The sequence below is a fragment of the Streptosporangium sp. NPDC087985 genome (genome assembly GCF_044741965.1).
In the GTDB taxonomy this organism is placed as follows: Bacteria; Actinomycetota; Actinomycetes; order Streptosporangiales; family Streptosporangiaceae; genus Streptosporangium.
In genome coordinates, this window is record NZ_JBIUTQ010000003.1 from 292,279 (window position 1) to 313,104 (window position 20,826).

Here is a 20,826-nt window from a genome sequence, read left to right on the forward strand (position 1 = left end):
GGGCAGGACGACGACCCCGGCCTCCAGCCCGGGTCTACCGGTCCGCGCCGGACTCCACGCCCCGCCGTTCAGCGGACCGGCCGCTCCGCGCGCAGGGGCGCCTCCGGCTCGACCTCAAGCAGGGTGACGTGCGCGCCGCGCGGCATGGAGATAACGGCCAGCACGGCTGCCGCCACGTCACGGGGATTGAGGAAACGGTCGTGCCTGGCCAGCCCGAACCTGACCCAGTCGTCCAGCACGGCCTGCAGGACCTCCACCGGCCAGGTGGATCCCATCCCCGACAGCGTCGGCCCCGGCCGCAGGATCGACGCGCGGACCCCGGTGCCCTCCAGCTCCAGCTGCATCGCCCTGGCCAGACCCTCGACGCCGTTCTTGGCGGCGACGTAGGCCCCCATCCGGGGGCGCGGCAGCCGTACGACGTCGGAGCTGACGAACACGATGTCGCCGCGATGCCTGGTCGCCATCGAGGGCGCCACCCTGGCCACGAACCGCTGGGTGCCTACCAGGTTGAGCTGCAGCTGCGCCTCGAAGTCGGGAGTGGCCGTCTCGTAGGCGTTCTCCGGCGTCACCTCGCCCGCGCACGTCACCACCACCTCGACCGCACCCAGCACCTGCTCGGCTTCCGTGACGAAGGAGGAGACGGACTCGTCCGAGGTGACGTCCAGAGCCAGTGCCACCGCCTCCCCGCCGTCGGCGCGGATCCTCGCCGCCAGCTCCTCGCAGATCGCGGTACGGCGTGCCCCCAGAGCCACTGGATACCCGGCCGCGGCCAGCCCGACGGCCACGGCCGAGCCGACCCCCGAAGAGGCCCCGGTCACCAGAACCGGCCGCCGCTCGGGATGGGTGAGAGCTCTGGACACGCACATCCTCCTCCGTCCGGCTCACCGGTCCGCCCTCGCCTGCCGGCTGCGGCAGTACGGCCCGTGTGGTGACGGCGAGCAGGTGGTTCCTGGAGGCGAGTGGATGGAGGCGGTGGCGGTCAAACAAGATACTTGTCCAGAAGTTAGTTCAGCTGTCCATCCCTGCCTAGACCCAAATGGGTCACCACGGGGGAACGATCCGGTTCTGACTGTCCGGGTGTGACGCGTCCGGAGCCGCGGAACTCCCGTTTCGGCGAGAGCGCTTTCAGCGGGACGGCGATCTGGTCGCCGTTCCGCAGGCAGACCTCCCGAAGCGAGAGAAACAGCCCGTTGAGCGCTATTTCTGATGCGTACGTCGATCGACAGACGCCTGTTCCTTCGAGAGAGCGCTCTCGCGTAGCTATTGACTCGGCCGTCGTACCCGGGTCAAGATCTGCGCAGTGCGGACCGGGGGCCGCCACGACCGTTACCGCGACTCGAGAACGGACCCTCGTTGACCAGACCCCTCGCCCGATCGGGCGCCCGACGGAGCGGACTCGCGGTGCTGGCGAGCCTCGCCGTCCTGGCCGCCGGCGTCACCGGGATCCCGAGCGTGGCCGCAGACGCCGCGGGAGGCGCCCGGCAGCCGGAGATCGGCAGACCGTCCATGGGCGCCGGCGGCTGCGCCCGCATCGAGAAGAGCCTGCCCACCCTCGCCGACTGGCCCAGGGTGAAAAGCCAGATCGGGCGGAACCCGGCCGACGAGAAACAGGTGGCGAAGATCCTCGCGGGCATGACGCTGGCCGAGAAGGTTGGGCAGATGACGCAGCCGGAGATCGCGGCGATCACGCCCGAGGAGGTCAGGCAGTACGGTATCGGCTCGGTGCTCAACGGCGGTGGCTCGTGGCCCGGCCGGGCCAAGAACGCCTCGCCACGGGACTGGCTCGACCTCGCAGACGCTTACTGGAAGGCGTCGGTGAGTACCAGGACGAAGATCCCCGTCATCTGGGGCATCGACGCCGTCCACGGCAACAGCAACGTCTACGGCACGACGGTCTTCCCCCACAACATCGGCCTGGGAGCCGCGCACGACCCGTGTCTCATCCGCGACATCGGGGTGGCGACGGCCGCGCAGGTCCGCGCGACCGGCCAGGACTGGGCCTTCGCACCCACTCTCGCGGTCGTCCGGGACGACCGGTGGGGCCGCACCTACGAGGGCTTCTCCGAGGACCCCCGGATCACCCGGGCCTACGGGTACGAGGCCGTCAACGGTCTGCAGGGCGGTCATCCGCGCGGCATCGGCGACAAGGGCGTCATCGCCACCGCCAAGCACTTCATCGGTGACGGCGGCACGCTCAAGGGGACCGACCAGGGGGTGAACCCCTCCTCCGAGGCTGAAATGATCAACATTCACGGCCAGGGCTACTACGGCGCGCTCGCGGCCGGGGCCCAGACCGTGATGGTGTCCTTCAACAGCTGGGCGAACGCGGACCTGGGCATCGACGAGGGCAAGCTGCACGGCAGCAAGCGCGTCCTCACCGACATTCTCAAGCAGAAGATGGGCTTCGACGGCGTCGTCGTCTCCGACTGGAACGGCATCGGCCAGGTCGCCGGATGTACCAACGCGAGCTGCGCGCGGGCCGTCAACGCGGGCATCGACGTCGTGATGGTGCCCAACGACTGGAAGGCGTTCATCGCCAACACGATCGCGCAGGTCCAAGCCGGTGAGATCCCGATGGCACGTATCGACGACGCGGTCACGCGGATCCTGCGCGTGAAGCTGCGCGCCGGGGTGTTCAGCGCGCCGAAGCCGTCCGGACGCGCCCTGGCCGGGTCGGCCCGCGCCCTGGAGTCGTCGAGGAAGCTCGCCCGCGAGGCCGTCCGCAGGTCGCAGGTCCTGCTCAAGAACAACGGCAGGGTGCTGCCGCTGGCCAGGAACTCCAAGGTGCTCGTGGTCGGCAAGAGCGCCGACAGCCTGCAGAACCAGACCGGCGGCTGGACCCTCACCTGGCAGGGCACCGGCAACACCAACGCCGACTTCCCGGGCGGTACGACGATCCTCGGTGGCCTGCGTGAGGCGTTGGGCAAGGCGAACGTCACCTTCAGCGAGACGGCGGACGGCGTCACCCCTTCGGCGTACGATGCGGTCGTCGCGGTGATCGGCGAGACGCCGTACGCCGAGGGGGTCGGCGACCTCGGGCGGCGCACGCTGGAGGCGGCCAAGCTCTACCCGGGTGACCTGGCCGTCCTGGACAAGGTCAGTGGCAAGGGCGCGCCCGTGGTCACCGTCTACGTCTCCGGCCGCCCGCTCTGGGTCAACAAGGAGCTCAACCGCTCCGACGCCTTCGTCGCCGCCTGGCTCCCGGGCACCGAGGGCGGTGGCGTCGCCGACCTGCTCGTCCGCGGATCGCACCAGGAGGACGGATACACCGGCACGCTGTCGTACTCCTGGCCGAAGAGCGCGTGCCAGGCTCCGCTCAATCCGGGCGGCGAGGGTTACGACCCGCTCTTCCCACTCGGCTACGGTCTGCGCTACGGGCAGAGTGGGTCGGTCGGGACACTTGACGAGACCGCCCCCGAGTTCGGCTGCGGCCAGACGGGCGGCGGCGGCGAGGCCGGCGAGGACCTGGAGATCTTCAACCGGGCGGACGTCGCGCCGTACCGGAGCTTCATCGGCTCGGCCGACAACTGGGGTGGCACCGAGATCGGCGTCGACGGTGAGGCGGCGCATTCGGCGATCAGCGTGGTGCAGTCCGACGTCAACGTACAGCAGGACGGCCTCAAGGCGACCTGGAACGGCAGCGGACCGGCACAGATCTACATGCAGGACCCGGCGGGCGGCACCGACCTGCGGGGCTACCTCAACGCCGACGCCGCTCTGGTCTTCGACACCATCGTCCACCAGGCCCCGGCTGAGAGAACCGTGATCAGCGTCCACTGCGGTTACCCGTGCTTCTCCGAGGTGGTGGCCACGTCACTGTTCCGGGGCCTTCCTCCGGGGAGCAGATCAACAGTGAAGATCCCGATCGCGTGCTTCGCGGCGACGGGGCTCGATCTGGAGGCGGTCAACACGCCGTTCCTCGTCTACACCGAGGGTGCGTTCTCCGCCTCGTTCGCCAATGTCCGATGGGTGCCGAAGGCGGCCAAGGATGCCGATGCGAGGAGCTGCGACAGCCTGACCTGAAGGCGGTGTCCCGCCGGAGCGGGCCCGGCTCCTGACGGCGGCGATGGATCCCGAGGTCGCGATGCGGATTCTCGGCTACGACGACCCTGACGGTCCGAAGGCCCGCTGAGGGTCCGGACCGCCCCACGGGCCTGGTCACCGGCTCGGAACGACGAGCCGGTGACCAGGCCCGGGGCATCGGGCCGGGTATCGGGCCGGCGGCTCCAGGGGAGCCGGCGACGCGGCTCACCCGGAGCCGTCTCAGCCGAACTCGCCGTCCTTCACACCGCCGACGAAGGCATCCCACTCGCGCTGGGTGAACGCCAATGCGGGACCGTCCGGGTCCTTGGAGTCGCGGACGAGGTAAAGCTCATCGGCGTCGGCCTTGTGTCCGGCCAGGGCCGGGTCACCGGGCACGATCGCCACTTCGACGCAGTCGCCTCCGTTGGTGCTGCGACTGCTCTTGCGCCACGCGACGCTGGACAGATCCATCGTGGGCCCCCGCATTTCTCTCTTCCTATTGTTGGTTGGAACATCTTTCCGCTCTCCGGGCGATGAAGGCGGCCGACGCCTCCGCGCCGAGAGCCAGTGCCGACAGGCTCCCGAACATGAGGGTGTAGCGGCGCACCTCCTCCGGGTCCTCCGGCACCAGCCCGCTCGCGGCCTGCTCCAGATAGACCAGGTCGGGATCTTCGGGTTCGGGGAAGCTGAGCAGGCAGAACTTACCGTCCATCGCGGCGTGCGCGCCTGCGAAGAACGGGATGACCCGTATCTCCACATTGGGAAGTCTGCCTAGATCGAGGAGGTGTTCGAGCTGTTCGCGCATCACCCCCGGGCCGCCGATCTGACGCCGGAGCACCGCCTCGTCGAGCACCGCGACGAGCTGGATCGGATCACCGGGGCCGTGCAGCAACTGCTGGCGCGACATGCGTACGGAGACCTTCTCGTCAACCGCCGATGGGGCGTGGGTCAGCGAGGTCGCCTCGATGACGGCGCGCGCGTACGCCTCCGTCTGCATCAGACCGGGGACGACGAGTGGTTCGTACGAGCGCACCACCGACGCCTCCGCCTCCAGCCCGATGTAGGAGTCGAAGCCCGGTTTGAGTGCCTGCCGGTGCCGGTGCCACCAGCCCCGCTTTCGAGCCTCCCTGGCCATCTGGATCAGGGACTCCCTGGCCTCCCCGGTCACGCCGTACACCTCGGTGAGGGCCGACACATCGGAGGGTTTGGGACGGGTCAGCCCGGTCTCGTATCTCCAGATGGTGGTGTCGGTGGTGCCGATCCGTTCGGCCACCTGCGCTCTTGTCAGACCGCTGTCGGCGCGGAGGTGGTTCAGTTCGGCCATCAGACGGCGATGACGGGCCGTGGGGCTGCGCCGGGAAGCCATGCGCGTACCTCCGTCGAGGGGAAAGAAACTGAGGAATTTCAACATGAGCTATTGAAGTCCCTGATAGAACAGTTCACCGTGAGTGAGTGTGCCATCTCGGAGCGCCATGTGCACTTGAATGTGCACGGCGGAGAGTGAGGCCGATCATGATGCTTGATCAGCGGACCGTTCCGCTCCGTTCGACGGTCACCCTGCGAGGCGCACCGGAGTCGGCGTCGGTTGCTCGGCTCCGGGTTGGGGAGCTTCTCGGGGAGGGCCATCCGGCGTTCGACGACGTCGTCCTGCTGGTGAGCGAGGTGGTGACGAACTCGGTGGTCCACTCGGGGTCGAGCGGCGGCGGCAGGGTCGAGATGACCGTGGCGGTGAGGGCCGGCGCGGTGCGGGTGGAGGTGCGCGACGCCGGATCGGGAGTGTCCGTGCCCCACGTGCGCAACGACCCGGAGGAGGAGGGCGGGCGGGGGATGTTCCTGGTCGACCTGCTCGCAGAGCGCTGGGGGGCCCGGGAGGACGCGCACGGGTTCAGGACTCTGTGGTTCGAGGTCTCCTTCTGACCATGCAGGCCCTCCGGTGCCACCCGGACGGGAGGCGTCAGGCCCGGCAGAGCAGCTCGCCGTGGAGCAGGGACAGCCAGCCGTCCGGCTCCGTGGCCCAGGCGCGCCAGCCGTCGGAGATGCGGCGTAGGTCGTCCTCGGTGGCAGCGCCCGAGGCCAGAGCCTGGCGGGCCATGTCGGACTTCAGGACCCGCTCGGCCCACATGCCGCCCCACCAGGCGCGATCCTCAGGCGTGGCGAAACACCAGGTGGAGGAGGTGGCGGAGACATCGGTGAAGCCGGCCGCGCGGGCCCACGACAGCAGTCGCCGCCCGGCGTCCGGCTCGCCGCCGTTGGCCCTGGCGACCCGCTGGTAGAGGGCCATCCACTCGTCCAGCTCGGGCAGGTCGGGGAACCAGGCGAACGCGGTGTAGTCGCTGTCGCGGACCGCGACGACCCCGCCCGGCCTGCACACCCGGCGCATCTCCCGCAGAGCCTGGACGGGATCGCCGACGTGCTGCAGCACCTGGTGGGCGTGGACGACGTCGAAGGTGTCGTCCGGGAATCCCAGGGCGTGCGCGTCGGCGACGGAGAACTCGATGTCGGTGCGGCCGCGCCGCTCCGCCTCCGCGCGGGCGAGGGCGAGCGCTTCCGCGGTGACCTCGACCGCGGTGGTCGCTCCCGGGGCGATCCGTTCCGCCAGATCGGCGGTGATGGTGCCGGGGCCGCAGCCGACGTCCAGCAGGGACATCCCCGGCCGCAGGTGGGGCAGGAGGTAGGCCGCCGAGTTCTCCACGGTGCGCCACCTGTGGGAGCGCAGCACGGACTCGTGATGGCCGTGGGTGTATACGGCGTCCTTCGCTGTCATGGGACCACTCCTTGGATCGGGTGGGCCAACCGTAACAGCAGTCTCATATCTTAAGAAAGACAGTCCCATTATGTGGGCATAGAGGTTCAGGTCCGGCCGGGCCGGCGAATCCGTGAGGGGCCGCGCCGCAGCACGCGGCCCCTCACGTCATTCCCGGCAGGCCTGACGGCCTTCCAGGCGGGTGGCGGTCCTGCGCGGGCCGTACGGGTTCTTCCCGAAGGCGGCGCGCGGACCGGTGGACGCGGTGAGCGGATCCGGCCTTCGCCCGGCCGGCGTCCGGTCGCGAGAGGGTCGGCTCCCACCGGCCGATCCCTCAGCGAAGATCACATCGGCCGGCGCGGTACACCTCGTCCATGAAGAGGCATGCCGCGATCATGATGGGGAGAACCCCCCGCTATGGCAAAGTCAGAGCCGGAAATCCAGATCCGGGATGATTTCTGCGACATCCATCTGAGCCTTCTGGAGTTTTCCGGAGTAGTCCCAGTTCATCGCCTGCCAGCGGGTGAACTGGTCGAGCACCCACACCCCTGACTGGCGGCTGCCGTTACCGGACTTGCCATTCCCGCCGAAGGGCAGATGGGCCTCCGCGCCGGAGGTGGAGTTGTTGACGCTGACCATGCCCGCACCGATGCCCGAGCGGAACCGGAAGGCCGACTTGGGATCGGTGGTGTAGATGGAGGAGGAGAGCCCGTAGCCGGGTCGGTTGGCCAGTTCGACGGCCTCCTCCAGCGTCGAGAAGGTGGTCACGCCCACGATCGGCCCGAAGGTCTCCTCCAGGAACAGCCGGTCACCGGGGCGCACGCCGTCCACGATCACCGGGTGGTAGTAGAGACCACCGTCGCCGGAGAAGTCCTCGCGCGGGTTGGCGCCGGTGATCCGGCCGATCGGGCCGGAGACGACCGTGTGGTGCGGCTGGATCCAGCCCAGATACTCCTCGTAACGCGCGGCGAACCTGTGGTCCAGGAGCGGCCCGCACAGCACGTCTCCCCGGGGGTCACCGATCGTCGCGGCCGCCACGGCACGCGTGTAGCGGTCGAGGAACTCGTCGTGGACGCTCTCGTGCACGATCACCGTGCCGAGCGAGGTGCAGCGCTGTCCCGCCGTGCCGAATCCGGCGAACAGCGCCCCTTCCACCGCCAGGTCCAGGTCGGCGTCGGGCATGACGACCATCGGGTTCTTGCCGCCGAGTTCCAGGCAGGGCGACTGCAGGTGCCGCCCGCACAGCTCGCCGATCCTCCGGCCGACCTCGGTCGAGCCGGTGAAGCCGACCTTGTGCACCGTGCCCTCGGCCAGTGCCGTCTCCAGGCCCTCGAACGTCGTGGGACCGTCGGCGAGTACCAGGTTCAGCACGCCCTCGGGCAGCCCGGCCGCCGCGAACAGCCGGTAGAGCGCGTGCGCCGAGGCCGCGGCGTACTCCGCGGGCTTCCAGACGACCGCGTTGCCGGACAGCAGCGCCGGAACGAGGTACCAGGACGGCACCGCGACCGGGAAGTTGCCCGCCGTGATCACCGCGGCCACCCCGACCGGCACCCGGAAGGTGAACAGATTCTTGTCCGGCATCTCCGAGGGCACCGTCTGTCCATAGAGCCGGCGCCCCTCGCCGAGGAAGAAGTCACAGGTGTCGACGATCTCCCGGACCTCGCCCAGGGCCTCGGCGTACGGCTTGCCGATCTCACGGGTGACCAGGTGGGCCAGCGGCTCGGCGTTGGCCTCCACCAGCCGCCCGATCGAGGCGATCACACGCCCCCGGACGGGCGCGGGCACCCGCGCCCACTCCTGCTGTGCCTCGGCGGCCGTACGGCACGCGGAGGAGAACGTCTCCGCGTCGACCAGCCGGACCCGTGCCACCACCTCGTCCACTCGCGCCGGGTTGATCGAGTCGTAGGCCGTGCCGTTGCCGGTCTGTTTTCCGCCGATGACGGAGACGATCTCGCGGGTCACCGTTGACCTCCTTATATGCCTGGTAACCGCATTCTCTCCATAGATGGGCAGACCGTCACACCATGCGGGAGCCGGCGTCGTCGGATCCGGTGGAGCGGGCGCGGCTCACGAGCACGCCGGTGAGACATGGTGGTGCCGGTGTCATCTGATGAGGCCGGATTTGTCGGGGGGGTTGGCTACGGTTCGGACCGTGATCGAACGGTGGAACCGGGATCAGGTGCTCGCGCTCGCGCCCGACGCCCCGTCCCGGAAAGCGGCCCAGGGGGTCTCCTCGCCCGGCAGGTGGTCAGGGATCGGAGTCACGGCGGACGCGCTGTGGGGTGAGTGCAAGGGCAGCGGTTCCACGCCTTACCGGGCGTGCGTCGACCTGTCCGAGCCCGCCTATCGGTGTAGCTGCCCGAGCCGGAAGTTTCCCTGCAAACACGCTCTCGGCCTGCTGCTCCTGTGGTCGGCCGACGGCGTTCCGGCCGCCGCCGAGCCCGCCGGCTGGGTGGCCGAGTGGCTCGACCAGCGGCGCGAGCGCGCCGTCAAGGCGGCGACCCGCGCGGCGGCGGAGGAGGCCGGGGAGTCCCAGGCGGAGGAGGGCGGGGCGCCCCGCACGGCGGGTCCCGCCGACGCCCGCCGGGCGGGGCAGCGTGAGCAACGCGTCGCCGCCGGCCTGGCGGAGCTGGAGCGCTGGCTCGCCGACCAGGTCAGGCAGGGGATCGCCGGATCCCGGCGGCACGACCACTGGGACGATCTGGCCAGACGTCTGATCGACGCGCAGGCCCCGGCCATGGCCGGTTCCCTCTCCCGGCTGAACTCCGTCCTGGGTGGTGAAGACTGGCCCGCCCGCCTGCTCAGCGAGTACGCGCTCCTTCACCTCCTCTGCGTGGCCCACCGCCGCCTTTCCACCGTCGCCGGCTCCGTCGTCGAGGCGCCGGGGGAGGAGCCGGGGAACTGGGCGGGAGCGGACGCCACCGGGCTCCTGCAACGGGTCCGTGAGCGCGTCGGTTTCCCGGTCACGAAGGAGGAGGTGCTCGCCGGGGAGACGGTCAGGGACGTGTGGGACGTGCTCGGCAGCCGCGACGAGGAGCAGGACCGGCTGATCGCGCGCCGGGTCTGGCTCCGCGGCAGGACCACCGGCCGGGCGGCGCTCGTGCTCTCCTTCGCCCCGGTGGGCCAGGCTCTCGACGCCTCGCTCGTCACCGGCACGGCCCTCGACGCCGACCTGGCGTTCTACCCGGGAGCATCGCCGCTGCGCGCCCTGGTCACCGCCCGTCATGGTGGTGCCCCCGTCGCGCCCGCGTCCGGATCCACCCCGCAGGGAGCGTTGGAGGAGGTGGCCGGGGCGCTGGCCGGAGATCCCTGGGTTGACTCCTGGCCCGTTGTCCTCGACGCGGTCACCCCTGCCGGGAACGGCCCCTGGTCGTTGGCGGGCCCTTCCGGGGGGCTCGCACTGCACCCGTCCGCGGGCACCCCCTGGCGGCTGATCGCGACCTCCGGGGGGCACCCGCTGACCGTCGCCGCCGAATGGACCCCGAGAGGCCTGCGGCCCCTCACGACCTGGGACGAGGAAGGCAGAGTGATCGTCCTGTGAACGCCTTGGCCGAGTGGGAGGATCTCGTCTCCGCCGCGCTCGTCGGCACCGACCGCCGCCCCCTTCCCGGCGGCCCCGCCCCCGAGATCGAGCTCCTGGAACGCGCCGCCGTGCACACGCTGCGGATGCGGGCCGGTCGGCGGCCGGACGGTGGCGAGCCGTTGAGTGTCGCGCCGCCCGAGGAGCAGCCCATGGTCTCGCGCGCGGCGGCCGACAGGCTCGGCCGGATACTCGGCGGCGAGCGGCCGAGGCTGCTCGCCGAATGGCTGGAGACCGCGGCCGGGCGTGGCTACCGGGTCTCGCCGCACCTGCTGCCCGAGCTTCTCGACCAGGGGGCCAGGGACCGGTCGATCCGCCCGCACCTCGGCGTTCTCGCCGGAAACCGGGGCCGCTGGCTGGCCGGGCTCAACCCGGCGTGGGATTTCCTGCGGGAGGAGGTCACCGCGGTGGCCGCGACCGGATCCGACGACGCCCGGGAGGTCTGGGAGCTCGGCACCTCCGGTGACCGCCGCGCCTACCTGGGCGCGTTGCGGGCGGCCGACCCGGCGGGAGCCAGGCAGCTGCTCGCGGCGACGTGGGAGAAGGAGACCCCTGACGACCGGGCGGCCTTCCTGGAGGTTCTCGCCGCCGGACTCTCGCCCGACGACGAACCGTTTCTGGAGGTCGCCCTCGACGACCGCCGCCGTGAGGTGCGCCACCGGGCAGCCGACCTGCTCACCCGCCTGCCGGACTCACGTCTGGGCCTGCGGATGGCCGGACGGGCCGCCCGCTACCTCACGGTCGAGGACGGGAGCATCCAGGTCACCCCGCCCGTCGCCTGCGACGGCACGATGGCGCGCGACGGCATCCGGGCCAAGCCGCCCCGGGGAACGGGAGAGCGGAGCTGGTGGCTGCAGCAGGCAGTGGCCCGCACCCCGCTCGGTGTCTGGACCCGCCTGCTCGGCCGCCCGCCCGCGGAGCTCGTCCGCATGAAGATCGACGACTGGGGCAGCGAGGTCAGGGCGGGATGGGTCAGGGCCGCCGTGCTCCAGCGGGACCCCGAATGGGCGAGGGAGCTGTTCGCCTGGGACCCGCTCGCCGACCTGCTGGCCGCGCTGCCCCCCGCCGAGCAGGAGAGCGTCGCGGCGGGCTTCGTCCGGCGGCACGGCCTGGACGGCCAGCTCATCATGGTTCTCGGTGGCGCCGCGGCGCCCTGGGGGCCAGGCCTGGCCAGGGCTGTGCTGCAGAAGATCCTCGAGGTCTCCGGCACCCAGCCCTGGAACCTGGACGAGCTGACCAGGCTCGCCGGCGAACGCATCGATCCCGCCCTGTACGGCGTGGCCGAACGGCTCTCGCTTGAACCGCCCATCCAGGAGGTCGCCGCCCTCCTGCGTTTCCGTGATGACATGTTGAAGGAGCTTCTGTGACAACGGTTCTGCGGGCCCATGCCGAAGACCAGTACGCCGAGGAGCTGGCGATCCTGGCCAAGAACGACGACCGGATCCGGCCGCCGGGCTGGAAGCTGTCTCCCTGGGCGGTGACGAGTTACATCCTGGGCGACGGCGACCAGATCACCCCGAAGTACATCGGGCCCCGCCGCATCGTGGAGGTGGCCGTGGCGACCCTCGCGACCGACCGCGCGCTGCTGCTGCTCGGCGTGCCCGGCACCGCCAAGACCTGGCTGTCGGAGCATCTGGCCGCCGCGATCAGCGGCGACTCCACCCTGCTCGTGCAGGGGACGGCGGGCACCGCCGAGGAGGCCATCCGCTACGGCTGGAACTACGCCCGCCTGCTGTCGGAGGGCCCGTCCCGGCAGGCGCTCACCCCCAGCCCGGTGATGCGCGCGATGGCCGAGGGACGGATCGCCCGGGTGGAGGAGCTGACCCGGATGCCCTCCGATGTGCAGGACGCGCTGATCACCGTGCTGTCGGAGAAGACGCTGCCGATCCCCGAGCTCAACGAGGAGGTCCAGGCCTCGCGGGGTTTCAACGTCATCGCCACCGCCAATGACCGCGACCGTGGGGTCAACGACCTTTCCAGCGCCCTGCGCCGCAGGTTCAACACCGTCGTGCTGCCGGTCCCCGCCACCGCCGAGGAGGAGGTGGACATCGTCTCCCGCCGTGTCGACCAGCTCGGCCACTCCCTGGAACTGCCCCCGACGATGACCGGGCTGGAGGAGATCCGCCGCGTCGTCACGGTCTTCCGCGAGCTGCGCACCGGCGTCACCGAGGACGGCCGCACCAAGGTCAAGTCTCCCAGCGGCACCCTCAGCACCGCCGAGGCCATCTCCGTCCTCACCAACGGCATCGCGCTGGCCGCGCACTTCGGCGACGGCGTGCTCCGCCCCTCCGACGTGGCCGCCGGAATCGTCGGCGCCGTGGTCCAGGACCCGGTCTCCGACCGCGTCGTCTGGCGGGAATACCTCGAGACCGTCGTCCGTGAGCGCCAGGACTGGCGCGACTTCTACCGGGCCTGCCGTGACGCGGGCTGACGTCTCCGTGCTGGGAGTCCGGCACCACGGGCCGGGATCGGCACGATCCCTGATCCAGGAGCTGGACCGGCTCAGGCCGGACATCGTGCTCATCGAGGGGCCGCCCGAGGCCGACGACCTGGTGGAGCTGGCCAGGGACGCCGGTCTCGAACCCCCGGTGGCACTGCTGGCCCACGTGCCGGGAGAGCCGTCCAAGGCGGCGTTCTGGCCGTTCGCGGTCTTCTCGCCCGAGTGGCAGGCGATCCGCCACGCTGTGGAGGCGGGCGTCCCGGTCCGCTTCTGCGACCTGCCCGCCGCCCACAGCCTCGCCTCCCACCCGGACGGACCGGAAGAGGAGCGGCGGGACGGCCGGGCGCCGGACCCCGGGGAGCCCGCCGTACGGGCCGATCCGATCGGGACGCTCGCCCGCGCCGCCGGATACGACGATCCGGAGCGCTGGTGGGAGGACGCGGTCGAGCACCGGGGGGACACGCCGTTCCAGGTGATCGCCGAGGCGATGGCGGCGGTCCGCGAGGGGCATGTGCCAGACGGGCACGGAGCCCGGCGCGAGGCCTTCATGCGGCGCACGATCCGCAGGGCGGTCAAGGACGGCTTCGAGCGGATCGCCGTCGTCTGCGGCGCCTGGCACGTGCCCGCGCTGGCCGGGACGCCGAGGGAGGGCGCCGCGTGGGGTGCCGGGCTGCCCACGGTGAAGGCCGACGACGCGCTGCTGCGGGGGCTGCCCAAGGTCAGAGCCGAGATGACCTGGGTGCCGTGGACGTACGGGCGGCTGGCCGCCTGGAGCGGCTACGGCGCGGGGGTGACCTCCCCGGGCTGGTACCACCACCTGTTCGTCTCCGCCGACCGCCCGGTGGAGCGGTGGCTGACCGCCGCCGCCGGGGTCCTGCGCGACGAGGACCTGCCGGTCTCCTCCGCGCACGTCATCGAGGCGGTACGGCTCGCGCGGGGGCTGGCCGTGCTCCGGGGACGGCCGCTGGCCGGGCTGGCGGAGGTCACCGAGGCGGTCAGGGCCGTGCTGTGCGAGGGCGACGACCTGCCGGTGGAGCTGATCCAGCGACGCATGGTCGTGGGGGAGCAGCTCGGTCACGTCCCCGACGCGACCCCGATGGTCCCCCTCCAGCGCCACCTGCGCGAGGAGCAGCGGCGGCTGAAGCTCAGGCCCGAGGCCCTGGACCGTGAGCTCGACCTCGATCTGCGCAAGCCGCTCGACCTGGAGCGCAGCAGGCTGCTGCACCGGTTGCGGCTGCTCGGCGTGGACTGGGGGACGCCCCAGGAGAGCCGGAGCAAGGGCACCTTCCGTGAGTCGTGGACGCTGACCTGGCGTCCCGAGTTCGACCTTGACCTGATCGAGGCGGGTGCCTGGGGCACCACGGTCCCCGCCGCGGCCGGCGCTCGGGTCCGTGATCTCGTGGACGGAGGGCGGATGACCGGCGCGGCCGTACCGGGAGGAGGGCCGGGGGCGGCGGCCGCGGCAGGCTCTCGGCCGTCCGGCGGCGGGCAGGGCGCCGCGCCTTGCGTCTCGCTGGCCGGGCTCACCGGGCTGGTGGAGCGCTGCCTGCTCGCCGAGCTGCCGGACGCGCTGCCGTACGTGCTCGACGCGCTGTCGGCGCGGGCCGCACTCGACAGCGATGTCACGCACCTGATGGCCGCGCTGCCCGCGATGGTGCGCGCCCAGCGATACGGCGACGTGCGCGGCACTCCCGCCACCGGCCTGGCCGTCGTCGTCGACGCCCTGCTCAGCAGGGTCTGCGTCGGGCTGGGCGGAGCGGTCACCGGGCTGGATGACGACGCCGCCCGCGACCTGCTGCGCCACATCGACGGGGTGCACGCCGCCGTGGCCCTCCTCGACGGAGCCGCCGGTGAGGAGGCGCCCCGGACACGGTGGCTGGCCACGCTGCGCGGCGCGTCGGGCCGCTCCGACCTGCACGGGCTGATCGAGGGGCGGCTCACCAGGATCCTTCTGGACGCCGGGGACCTCGACGCCGTGTCGGTGGGCCCGCGGATGTCGCGGGCCATGTCGGCGGGACACCCGCCGGCCCGGGCGGCGGCCTGGATCGAGGGGTTCCTGTCGGGTGGCGGGCTGTTGCTCGTCCACGACGCCCGGCTGCTCGCACTGGTCGACGGATGGCTCACCGGGCTCGCCCCGGAGACGTTCGTGGACGTGCTGCCCCTGCTCCGCCGGACGTTCGGCGCCTTCTCCGCGCCGGAGCGGCGCTCGATCGGCTCGCGGGTCGGCACGCTCGACGCGGGCAGGAGCGTCTCCACCGTGGAAGACGTGGACGAGGAGCGCGCGGCGGCGGCCGTGCGGACCGTGCTGATGATTCTGGGAAGGACGGAGGGCACGTGAAGGACGAGAGGCTGCGCCGCTGGCGGCTGGTGCTCGGCGGGGACGCCGACGGCACCGGGTGCGCGCTCGGCGGGACCGACGCCCAGATGGACGAGGCCCTGGCAGCCCTCTACAACGGTGGTGACGGCGAGCGGAGCGGGGGCCTCGGAGCCTCCGCTCCCAGGGTGGCGCGCTGGCTGGGCGACATCCGCTCCTACTTCCCCTCGACCGTCGTGCAGGTCATGCAGAAGGACGCCGTCGAGCGGCTGAACCTGACCCGGCTGCTGCTGGAGCCGGAGATGCTGGAGGCGGTCGAGCCGGACGTGCACCTGGTCGGCACGCTGCTGTCGCTCAACCGGGTGATGCCGGAGAAGGCACGCGAGTCGGCCCGCGCGCTGGTCCGCAAGGTCGTCTCCGAGCTGGAGCGGCGGCTCGTGCGGAAGACGGAGGCGGCCGTCACCGGCGCGCTGGACCGGTCGGCGCGGACCCACCGGCCCAGGCGGGTCGCCGACATCGACTGGGACCGTACGATCCGGGCCAACCTGAAGAACTACCTGCCCGAACGGAACACGGTGGTGCCGTCGAGACTGGTCGGGTACGGCAGGCGCCAGCGGGCCGTCCAGCGTGAGGTCGTGCTCTGCATCGACCAGAGCGGGTCGATGGCCGCCTCCGTCGTCTACTCGAGCGTCTTCGGCGCGGTGCTGGCCTCGATGCGCTCACTGAAGACGTCGCTGGTGGTCTTCGACACCGCGGTCGTCGACCTCACCGACCAGCTCCACGACCCGGTGGAGCTGCTGTTCGGCACCCAGCTCGGCGGAGGCACCGACATCAACCGGGCCATCGCCTACAGCCAGGGCCTCATCACCCGGCCCACCGACTCGATCTTCATCCTGATCAGCGACCTCTACGAGGGCGGCGTCCGGCAGGAGATGCTCCGCAGGGTCGCCCAGATGACCGCGGCCGGAGTCCAGGTCATCGTGCTGCTCGCGCTGTCGGACGAGGGCGCGCCCTTCTACGACCGCGACAACGCCGCCGCCTTGGCCGCCCTGGGGGTGCCCGCCTTCGCCTGCACCCCCGACGCCTTCCCCGGCCTGATGGCCGCCGCGATCGAGCGCCGCGACATCGGCCGGTGGGCCGAGCGCGAGCTGGAACACGCGGCCACCTGATCCCGCTCCGGCGAGGGTGGCACGGAGGCCCGCCCTTGCCGGAGCGTCATCGCCTTGGGTGGCCCGCCTGACCTAGTCTGATTACTCTGCGTTTTGGTGTGCATACACAGGGAAAAGGGAAAGGGGGGCGGATCGTGGCGCCGTGAGATTCCAGGGAGAGAAGATGACCGTACTGAAGGTCCAGGTCGTTACCGTCCCGGTAGCCATGCTGCTGGCGGTGACGCTGCTCGGCGGCTGCGGCGGGGAGAAGCCGCCCGCCATGGCGCCTGAGGGCGCGGTGGCCACGTACTCCGCGCCGGCGAGCACCCCTCCGGCGGCGTCGGACGTGGACACCAATCAGGAATACGAAGGGGAGTGCCCGACGGGGGCCAACGCCAGGCCGTTGGCCAAGACGCGCTTCGCGCTGCACGCGGGCCTCGCGCTGGGGGCGTTCTACCGCTACATCTACCGGCCGCTGCGCAACGGCGGCTTCCAGGCCGGGGCGGACAAGCGGAAGCGCACCTTCCTGAAGGCCGCCGTGGCCGGTGCCTTCACCATTCACGAGCTGAAGGTCGCCCGGGGCTTCGCCCTGGCCAACCCGACACTGTGCAAGGGCGTCCAGGGGGTCAGCAACAGCTTCGCCGCCCTCACCAGCAAGCTCAAGAGCGGCACGGCCACACCGGCCGACCTCGACGCCACCAAGAACGCGCTGGACGGCCTGAAGCAGAACGCCCTGAAGAACGGCTACGACTTCAAGGAGCGGAACGTCACGGTTCCCGGCGCCAGCTGAGCTCACCGGGCGGTCTCCTCCTCGGGACGGGCGCGGAGCGGGAGCAGGAAGGCGACGAGGAAGGCAACGGCGAGCAGGCCCACCTCGATCCAGATCGTCAGCAGCATGGCGTCCTGGAACGTCCAGCCCCGCTCCCGCAGGCCGAAGAAGACCGTGCCGATGGCCGCCATCCCCAGCGCGCCACCGAGCTGTTGGATGGCGGTGAGGGTGCCGGAGGCCGAGCCGGACTCGTGGGGCTCCACCCCGGCGAGCACGATGTCGAAGAACGGCGCCATGATCATGCTCATCCCGGCGCCGGTGACGGCCAGGGCGGGGGCGAGCTGCCACGGGGTGACGCCCGGGCCGGCGAGGCTCAGGGTGAGGCCGACCCCGGCGACGCCCGCGGCCATGACGACCGCGCCGAGGTGGATCAGCCTGCGGCCCACCTTCTGGGCCAGTCCCGCGGCGTTGACGGCGATGAACCCGACGAGGGTGCCGATGGCGTTCGGCAGTCCGGTCAGACCCGCCTTCAGCGGGTCGTAGCCCAGGGCGATCTGGAGGTAGAGACCGGACACCAGCGAGAAGCCGATCATGCCGGAGAAGAAGACGAGGCCGGTGACCAGTCCGCCGCTGAAGGAGCGCTTGCGGAACAGGCTCATCACCACCAGCGGGTCGCCGCCCGCGCGCTCCTTGCGGGACTGGTGACGGCCGAAGAAGGCGAAGATCACGAGTGCGGCGGCCATCGAGACGAAGGTCCAGGCGGGCCAGCCGAGGTCGCGGCCCTGGACCAGCGGGAAGATCAGCAGAAACGAGGAGGCCGAGACCAGGCCCATCCCGGTCAGGTCCAGGCGCGAGGTGGGCGACGGTTCTGACGCGGGCAGGTAGCGGATCGCGCCGAGGAGGGCGGACAGGCCGACCGGGAGGTTGATCAGGAAGATCATGCGCCAGCCGGTGCCGAAGAGATCGGCGTCGACGAGCCAGCCCGCCAGGACCGGCCCGGCGACCGTGGACAGGGCCATGATGGGGCCGAACGCGCCGAAGGCGGCGGCCAGTTCCCGGGGCGGGAACATCTCCTTGATCATGCCGAGTCCCTGCGGCACCATCACCGCGCCGAACAGGCCCTGGAGCACCCGTGCGCCGATCAGCATCTCGGGGGAGAGGGCCAGCCCGCACAGCAGCGAGCACGCGGTGAACCCGAGCGCGCCGATCACGAACATGCGCTTGCGGCCGTAGAGGTCGCCCAGTCGGCCGCCGGTGATGAGCCCGACGGCCATCGCCAGGGTGTAGCCGGCGCCAAGCCACTGGATCGTGCTCGACGGGCCGCCCAGGTCGGCCTGGATGGACGGTGCCGCGATGGTGGTGACCATCGCGTCGAGCAGGTCCATCACCTCGGCGGCGAGGATCACGAAAAGGGCGATCCATCGCCACCGGTACGGCTCGGTGGTGACGGGAGGACCGTTGTCGATCGCGTGGGTCATGGGGGCTCCGATCTGGAGAGTGAGACGAACGTCGTTCGCTACATGCGAACACTGTTGTATTAACGAACGTTGTTCGTGTCAAGTGCATCGTTCGTATCGCGTATAGCATTCGTTTATAGAACGATGTTCTTTCCTGGTACGACGTTCGCGAACGGATCCGGTGCGGTATACGATCGGCGGATGACCGACATCCCCGCTCCGCCGTGGCGCAAGACCCGCAAGGTGAGCGCTCCGCGGACCGTCCTGAGCAGGGATCTCATCGTCGCCGCCGGTCTGCGGCTCCTCGACGCCGAGGGCCTGGATGCACTGAGCATGCGCCGGGTCGCCCAGGAGCTCGGCACCGGTCCCGCCTCCCTCTACGCCCACGTGGAGAACAAGGAGGAGCTGCTCGACCTGATCTACGAAGAGGTCATGGGCGAGATCCAGGTGCCCGAGCCCGATCCGGAGCGCTGGCTGGAGCAGCTCAGGGAGGTGGCCATGGAGGCGTTCCGGGTGTTCAGCGCCCACGCCGACATCGCCAAGGTCGGTCTCTCCACCATTCCGACCGGGCCCAACGCGCTGCGGGTCGCCGAGGCGCAGCTGGCCATCATGCTCGCAGGCGGGGTACCACCCAAGATCGCCAGCCTGATGCTCGATCGCCTCGCCCTCTACATCTGCGCCGACACCTACGAGGGGTCTCTCTACCTCAGCAGGCAGCGGACCAGCGGCAAGGACCTGGAGAGCTTCATGGGGGAGTTCTTTGGCCAGATCGAGGAGTTCTACCGCAGCCTGCCCGCCGACCGGTTCCCCCACCTCGTCGCCCAGGTCGACAACCTCATGGAGGCCGGCGGCGTGGAGCGGTTCGAGTTCGGCCTCGATCTGCTCCTGCGCGGCCTGGTCTCCCACGCCGAGGTGGGTCCTACGACCAAGGACTGACCTCCGAGGTCGATGCCCGGAACGGGGCGGCGGCCGTATCGTCCAACCATGACTGGTGCGACGGTTCTGGCCCCACCTGAGGGGATATTCGCCCACCGTTACCGCGCGTTGACGGTCGGCTTGGTGGCGCTCACCTCCCTGATCGCCTTCGAGTATCTGGCGGTGGCGACCGCCATGCCGGTCGTGGCCGACGAGTTGGACGGGCACGCGCTGTACGGGCTGGCGTTCAGCGGGGCCATGGCGGCCGGAGTGATCGCGACGGTGCTGGGCGGCCGATGGAGCGACACCAGGGGACCGGTCGCGCCGCTCTGGGCGGGCGTGGCGGCCTTCGCCGCCGGGCTGGTCGTCGCCGGGACGGCGCCGACCATGGACCTGTTCATCGTGGGCCGGTTCATCCAGGGCTTCGGAGGAGGCATCTTCCAGGTCTCGATGTACGTATTGGTCTCGCGGGTCTACCCGGCGGAGATCCACCCCCGGGTGTTCTCGATCTTCGCCACCGCCTGGGTGGTGCCCTCCATGGTCGGTCCGGTCATCACCGGCCTGGTGGTGGAGAGCGCGGGCTGGCGCTGGGTCTTCATCGGGGTGGCGGCGTTCCTCCTCCCGGCCGTGCTGCCGCTCCGGCGCGGTCTGGCCGCCGCGCCCATGTCGGACCGGCAGTCGCCGGGAGCGCGACCCTCGATCGTGCGGCGATTGGGCTGGGCGGTGCTGACCGCGATCGGCGCCGCGCTCATGCAGTACGGCGGAGCTGCCCGGGGCGCCGGGCTGATCCTGCTCCTCGCCGGCCTGGCCATGCTGGCTGCGTCCCTGCCCCGGCTGCTCCCCGCCGGCACGCTGCGCGCCGCCCGCGGCCTGCCCGCGGTGATCAGTCTGCGGGGGATCGCCGCGGGGGCGGCCATCGGCGGCGAGGCGTTCCTGCCGCTGATGCTCAACGAGCAACGCGGCCTGTCGCTCACCATGGCCGGGCTCACCCTGACCGGCGGTGCGCTGAGCTGGTCGTTCGGTTCGTGGGTTGTGGGGCGCCGGCGGTTTGACCGCGTCCTGGTCCTGCGCGCCGGCTCCGTGCTGATCGCCTCGGGACTCGCACTGATGGCACTGACCGTGTTCGCCGTGGTCCCGGTGGCCGCCGCCTTTCTCGGTGAGATCGTCCTGGGCCTCGGTATGGGAATCGTGTATCCGACGCTGTCGGTGCTCGTCCTGGAGTTGTCGCGCCCCGGAGAGGAGGGGGAGAACAGCGCGTCGCTGGGCGTGAGCGAGTCGGTCTACACGGTCGTCGCGGTCGCGGTCACCGGCGCGATCCTGGCGGCTCTGGGCACCGCCACCTCCACCTACGTCCTGTGCTTCGTGCTGACCGCGCTGATGGCGGCCACGGGTGCCCTGGTCGCGGGCAGGGTCAGAACCTAACTACCGTGGCATCAT

16 protein-coding genes are annotated in these 20,826 nt (G+C 71.0%); 10 read left to right on the top strand and 6 right to left on the bottom strand.

All coding sequences use genetic code 11. The annotated features are described in order from the left end of the window. Positions 1-68: 68 nt before the first annotated feature. Complete coding sequence (locus tag ACIN94_RS10190) at positions 69-860, bottom strand: SDR family oxidoreductase (protein ID WP_400702460.1); 792 nt, start codon at positions 858-860, stop codon at positions 69-71. Positions 861-1,353: 493 nt separating this feature from the next. Here ACIN94_RS10190 and ACIN94_RS10195 point away from each other — a divergent pair, with 493 nt between their 5' ends. Then, complete coding sequence (locus ACIN94_RS10195) at positions 1,354-4,023, top strand: glycoside hydrolase family 3 N-terminal domain-containing protein (protein ID WP_400702463.1); 2,670 nt, start codon at positions 1,354-1,356, stop codon at positions 4,021-4,023. Between the two features lie 240 nt (positions 4,024-4,263). On the opposite strand, the gene ACIN94_RS10200 is transcribed toward ACIN94_RS10195, so the two are convergent. Both ACIN94_RS10200 and ACIN94_RS10205 read right to left on the bottom strand, forming a co-directional pair. Continuing rightward, positions 4,264-4,494: a DUF397 domain-containing protein gene (locus ACIN94_RS10200; RefSeq protein ID WP_400703045.1), complete on the bottom strand. Its 231-nt coding sequence runs from the start codon at positions 4,492-4,494 to the stop codon at positions 4,264-4,266. Positions 4,495-4,519: 25 nt separating this feature from the next. Next, positions 4,520-5,389 (bottom strand): helix-turn-helix domain-containing protein, encoded by an 870-nt coding sequence (locus ACIN94_RS10205; RefSeq protein ID WP_400702466.1) that lies wholly within the window; start codon positions 5,387-5,389, stop codon positions 4,520-4,522. 146 nt (positions 5,390-5,535) lie between these two features. Between ACIN94_RS10205 and ACIN94_RS10210 the strand changes: the two genes are divergently transcribed. Next, on the top strand, positions 5,536-5,940 hold the full coding sequence (locus tag ACIN94_RS10210; RefSeq protein ID WP_400702469.1) for an ATP-binding protein: 405 nt from the start codon (positions 5,536-5,538) through the stop codon (positions 5,938-5,940). Between the two features lie 37 nt (positions 5,941-5,977). Here the strand turns inward: ACIN94_RS10210 and ACIN94_RS10215 are convergent, their stop codons facing one another. Both ACIN94_RS10215 and ACIN94_RS10220 read right to left on the bottom strand, forming a co-directional pair. Then, entirely contained in the window at positions 5,978-6,787 is an 810-nt protein-coding gene (locus tag ACIN94_RS10215; protein ID WP_400702472.1) for a class I SAM-dependent methyltransferase, read from the bottom strand. 405 nt (positions 6,788-7,192) lie between these two features. Further along, the gene (locus tag ACIN94_RS10220; protein ID WP_400702475.1) at positions 7,193-8,728 is read right to left on the bottom strand and encodes an aldehyde dehydrogenase family protein; all 1,536 of its coding nucleotides are present in this window, start codon (positions 8,726-8,728) and stop codon (positions 7,193-7,195) included. 190 nt (positions 8,729-8,918) lie between these two features. On the opposite strand from ACIN94_RS10220, the gene ACIN94_RS10225 reads away from it, so the two are divergent. The 6 genes from ACIN94_RS10225 to ACIN94_RS10250 all read left to right on the top strand — a co-directional run bounded on the left by ACIN94_RS10225 (position 8,919) and on the right by ACIN94_RS10250 (position 17,038). After that, a complete protein-coding gene (locus ACIN94_RS10225; RefSeq protein WP_400702478.1) occupies positions 8,919-10,307 on the top strand; it encodes an SWIM zinc finger family protein in 1,389 nt (462 codons plus the stop codon). Beyond that, a complete protein-coding gene (locus ACIN94_RS10230) occupies positions 10,304-11,713 on the top strand; it encodes a DUF5691 domain-containing protein (RefSeq protein WP_400702481.1) in 1,410 nt (469 codons plus the stop codon). The genes ACIN94_RS10225 and ACIN94_RS10230 overlap by 4 nt, the downstream gene beginning before the upstream one ends. Then, on the top strand, positions 11,710-12,777 hold the full coding sequence (locus ACIN94_RS10235; protein ID WP_400702484.1) for an AAA family ATPase: 1,068 nt from the start codon (positions 11,710-11,712) through the stop codon (positions 12,775-12,777). Before ACIN94_RS10230 ends, ACIN94_RS10235 begins: the two co-directional genes overlap by 4 nt. Further along, positions 12,764-15,124, top strand: a complete 2,361-nt coding sequence (locus ACIN94_RS10240; protein WP_400702487.1) for a DUF5682 family protein — start codon at positions 12,764-12,766, stop codon at positions 15,122-15,124. Before ACIN94_RS10235 ends, ACIN94_RS10240 begins: the two co-directional genes overlap by 14 nt. After that, positions 15,121-16,269: a VWA domain-containing protein gene (locus ACIN94_RS10245; protein WP_400702490.1), complete on the top strand. Its 1,149-nt coding sequence runs from the start codon at positions 15,121-15,123 to the stop codon at positions 16,267-16,269. The genes ACIN94_RS10240 and ACIN94_RS10245 overlap by 4 nt, the downstream gene beginning before the upstream one ends. 163 nt (positions 16,270-16,432) lie before the next feature. After that, positions 16,433-17,038 (top strand): hypothetical protein, encoded by a 606-nt coding sequence (locus tag ACIN94_RS10250; RefSeq protein WP_400702493.1) that lies wholly within the window; start codon positions 16,433-16,435, stop codon positions 17,036-17,038. Between the two features lie 2 nt (positions 17,039-17,040). Here ACIN94_RS10250 and ACIN94_RS10255 read toward each other — a convergent pair whose 3' ends face one another. Then, a complete protein-coding gene (locus ACIN94_RS10255; RefSeq protein ID WP_400702496.1) occupies positions 17,041-18,495 on the bottom strand; it encodes an MFS transporter in 1,455 nt (484 codons plus the stop codon). A 180-nt stretch (positions 18,496-18,675) separates the two neighbouring features. Between ACIN94_RS10255 and ACIN94_RS10260 the strand changes: the two genes are divergently transcribed. Then, complete coding sequence (locus ACIN94_RS10260; RefSeq protein ID WP_400702499.1) at positions 18,676-19,410, top strand: TetR/AcrR family transcriptional regulator C-terminal domain-containing protein; 735 nt, start codon at positions 18,676-18,678, stop codon at positions 19,408-19,410. Between the two features lie 48 nt (positions 19,411-19,458). Next, entirely contained in the window at positions 19,459-20,811 is a 1,353-nt protein-coding gene (locus ACIN94_RS10265; RefSeq protein WP_400702502.1) for an MFS transporter, read from the top strand. Positions 20,812-20,826: the final 15 nt, after the last annotated feature.